This window comes from Streptococcus sp. HSISS3 (genome assembly GCF_000448605.1).
GTDB lineage: Bacteria > Bacillota > Bacilli > Lactobacillales > Streptococcaceae > Streptococcus > Streptococcus raffinosi.
Window position 1 is genome coordinate 478,601 of the sequence record NZ_CM002130.1, and the last position, 4,046, is coordinate 482,646.

Sequence of the window (4,046 nt, forward strand, 5' to 3'; positions counted from 1 at the left end):
TAGCACAACACCTGCTACTAGTGAAACCCCTGCAGTTAGCACAACGCCAGCTACTAGTGAAACCCCTGCAGTTAGCACAACGCCAGCTACTAGTGAAGCTCCTGCGAACAGCACAACGCCAGCTACTAGTGAGACTCCTGCAGTTAGCACAACACCTGCTACTAGTGAAGCTCCTGCAGTCAGCACAACACCTGCTACTAGTGAAGCTCCTGCAGTTAGCACAACACCTGCTACTAGTGAAGCTCCTGCGGTCAGCACAACACCTGCTACTAGTGAAGCTCCTGCGGTCAGCACAACACCTGCTACAAGTCTAGTTCCTACAAAAGACAATCATTCCATGAATTTTGTTACTCCTTCATATACACAAACACGTAGTGCAGGAATTAAATCAGAAACTGATGGAAAATTGACAAGTCAGGACTTACCAAAAACAGGGGATACAAACTCTAAAGTAGGTATGTTAGGTATGGTTTTGGTAGGACTTGGTTTGACAAGCTTCGTTTATAAAGGGCGTCACAGACGTTCATAATAAACAATAACTAGAGGCAAACTTAAAGAACGAGACCATTGAAACAGTCGTCTCTAAATGTTAAATAGTAACGAAAAACGAGGAATCTCCTCCTATTTAAGGAGATTCCTCGTTTTTTCTAACTTATCATAAACTGTGTTAACAATTTATAGTCTTCATTACCATATACATAGTTTATTTATTAACTATATATCGTGTATAATGTATTAACCATTAAATGAGTTATAAATCACTCAAAGCTTCCTTAGTTGTCTCTGCAGCTACGTGTGCATATACCTCTACCATCGCAGTCCCCTTGTGTCCTAATTGTTGGGAGACTAGGAGGCTGTCTTTTGTTTGCTCATATAGACGTGTCGCAAGTGTGTGTCGCAATTTGTGGGGAGTAGTGGGTTTACCATAGGCGGTAGATAACTTCTTCACCAAAAGCTCGACAGAACGTGTTCCAAGCCTTGCAGGCACTTTATTTTGAGTCGTTAAGAAGAATGCTTTATCTGAATCACTTGCTGCGTAGCGTCCCTTCCTAATTTCTAAGTAACGCTCAATATAAGGTATACCAAATGGAGCGATATTTACAACGTCCTTTTTACCACCTTTTCGAATAACTGTAATCGTCCTTGTGGCTAGATTGACATCTTGCATATCTAGGTTCACTAGTTCAGATAAACGGACTCCAGTTGAGAGTAGAAGTGCTATAACAGCAAGATCACGCTCTTTATTTTTGACAAACGATACCTGGGCACGTTTTGAGATTTTCTTTTCGTGCTCATTGTCGATATAATCTAGGAAAGACTGTGTATCGTTTAGAAAGAGTTTTTCTTTCATGTTATCTGCACGACTAGCTAAGGTATCTTTAGGTTTCTTGATTTTCACCTTAACCATGACATTTCGGTAGAAATAAGGCTCACCCTCGTCGTCCTCAGTTTCTTGAGTAAGATACTTAAACAAACTAGAGAGGGCATCTTTAGTTCGAATAATACTGACTTCAGATATTGAACGACGCTCAGTATTTTCACGAAGGTAAACAAAGTAGCCTTCGATAACAGACTTTGGTAAATGGGCCAGCTCATCAATATGAACATCAGCAATCGTATCATAGTCTGCATAACGTACAGTTTCACCCAATTTCTCATGATCGCTAATCAACCATTCAAAAAATCGTCTATATTCTTTTAAGTACTCATACAGTGTCTTGTAGCTATATGGAATAACGAGCTTTGCTTGATAATATTCCTTAACATACCAAGGCATAATTTCAAGCAACTCGTTTATATTTTTCATAAGTGTTTCTTGTTTCATATTAGCCTCAAATCTAACAATTTTCTTGTTAGTAGTAGTTTATCATAACTAATATGTGTATTCAACAAATATCTATTTTCCGAACACACGAATGCGACAATATTTTCTAAACTAGCTATTCACAAAAATTTATTTGTTAAAAAGTAAAGACTTACCCCATCTAATAACTTACTGATATGATTATTTCTATCGTAAATCGCATTTTATCTAGCGATGTCAGTATAACAAACGCAGGATATATAAATAAAAAAGGATAAAAACTCAAAATAGTGTTTTTCAACAGCCAAAAAGACTCACCCCAGTGGGATGAGTCTTTTTCTGAAAACTCAGATGACTTAATAAATCACTTCAACAAGATTTTTAATTTATCTTAGTCTTCTTTTTACGCTTACCTGCCAAAGTAAGTCCAAATGCTGCAAGAACTCCTCCTAGTACTACAGCTGCCGTTGATGCTTCTTCTCCTGTCGCTGGAAGGGTAGAAGTATCTTTTTGAGCTGCTGAAATAGTCGCTCTTGCTTTGAGATTCATGTGCTTATCTGATGAATCCACTGCCTGAACATCTACAACTGGTGATGGTTTCACAGTCGTTTGGGCAACATCAGAACCTTTACCATTATTAAAGGTATCTGTTGATCCACCCCTTGTTGCAAGCATTGGGGCGCTAGCTTCTGAGACATTACCTGCTAGGTCTGTCGCTTTCGCTGTCACATTACCTTCTGGAAGGTCAACAGTTGGAGTAATAGTAGCTTTACCATTTTCATCAGCTGTGGCTTCACCAATCTTGTTGCCATCTTTATCGTAGAGGGCAACTGTTGATCCTGGTTCCGCAATAACATCGATTGGTGTACGAGTACCTGCCTTACCTGTAAGGTCAGTGTTCACAACCGGTGCTGACGGAGCAGTCGTATCAATTCCTTTACCTACAGTCACTGATGTTGGGCGAGAGGTGTTGCCTGCTTCATCTGTTGCAGTCACAGATACTGTAGCACCTTCGTTCAAACCACTTACTGGAACGCTGAAGTTACCTTCTTTGTCGGCCTTCGCTGATACTTTAGAGCCATCTGGAAGAGTAACTTCTACGGTTGAGCCTGCTTCGGCTGTACCTGTTACTGCAGTATCACCTGCTTTAACTGGGTTTACAACCGGTGCTGTTGGAGCTGTTGTATCAGTTCCCTTACCTACAGTCACTGATGTTGGGTTAGAAGTGTTGCCTGCTTTATCTGTCGCAGTCACAGATACTGTAGCACCTTCGTTCAAACCACTTACTGGAACGCTGAAGTTACCATCTTTGTCTGCTGTTGCTGATACCTTAGAGCCATCTGGAAGAGTGACTTCTACGGTTGAGCCTGCTTCAGCTGTACCTGTTACTGCAGTATCACCTGCTTTAACGGTGTTCACAACTGGTGCTAGTGGAGCTGTCTTATCATCTGCTTTCGCTACAGTTGCAGTTGTCGCATCTGACTTATTACCAGCTTCGTCTGTCGCAGTGACAGAAACTGTGTCACCTTCGTTCAAGCCACTTACCGGAACACTGTAGTTTCCATCTTGATCAGCTGTTGCTGATACTTTAGAGCCATCTGGAAGAGTAACTTCTACGGTTGAGCCTGCTTCGGCTGTACCTGTTACTGCAGTATCACCTGCTTTAACAGTATTCACAACTGGCGCTGCTGGAGCTGTTGTGTCAGTTGCCTTAGCTGGGTCACTTGCTTCTGAAGTGTTACCTGCCGCATCTGTCGCTTTAACTGTCACATTACCTTCTGGAATATCAACTGTTGGTGTGATAGTCGCTTTACCATTTTCATCAGCTGTAGCTTCACCAATCTTGTTGCCGTCTTTATCGAACAACTCAACCTTAGTTCCTGGTTCTGCACTTACTTCAACTGGTGTCTTAGTGCCTGCTTTACCTGTAAGGTCTGTGTTAACAACTGGTTTAGCTGGCGCTTCTGTATCTGCGCTTGCCTTAGCTGGGTCACTTGCTTCTGAAGTGTTACCTGCCGCATCTGTCGCTTTAACTGTCACATTACCTTCTGGAATATCAACCGTTGGCGTGATTGTAGCTTTACCATTTTCATCAGCTGTAGCTTCACCAATCTTGTTGCCGTCTTTATCGAACAACTCAACCTTAGTTCCTGGTTCTGCACTTACTTCAACTGGTGTCTTAGTGCCTGCTTTACCTGTAAGGTCTGTGTTAACAACTGGTTTAGCTGGAGCTTCTGTATCT

The 4,046-nt window shown here is 41.6% G+C and carries 3 protein-coding genes; 1 reads left to right on the forward strand and 2 read right to left on the reverse strand.

All coding sequences use genetic code 11. The features are described from left to right. Nucleotides 1-529, forward strand: a 529-nt coding sequence (locus HSISS3_RS11910; RefSeq protein ID WP_167546240.1) for an LPXTG cell wall anchor domain-containing protein, incomplete at its 5' end; no start/stop codon positions are given. A 222-nt stretch (nucleotides 530-751) separates the two neighbouring features. On the opposite strand, the gene xerS is transcribed toward HSISS3_RS11910, so the two are convergent. Together xerS and HSISS3_RS02460 are read right to left on the reverse strand one after the other, a co-directional pair. Next, on the reverse strand, nucleotides 752-1,825 hold the full coding sequence (gene xerS, locus HSISS3_RS02455; protein WP_021151623.1) for a tyrosine recombinase XerS: 1,074 nt from the start codon (nucleotides 1,823-1,825) through the stop codon (nucleotides 752-754). 360 nt (nucleotides 1,826-2,185) lie between these two features. Next, on the reverse strand, nucleotides 2,186-4,046 hold a 1,861-nt coding region (locus tag HSISS3_RS02460), incomplete at its 5' end, for an Ig-like domain-containing protein (protein WP_167546241.1).

Excerpts from the sequence above, each read along its gene's own strand:
- xerS (WP_021151623.1), bottom strand. The coding sequence starts at position 1,825 with ATGAAACAAGAAACACTTATGAAAAATATAAACGAGTTGCTTGAAATT.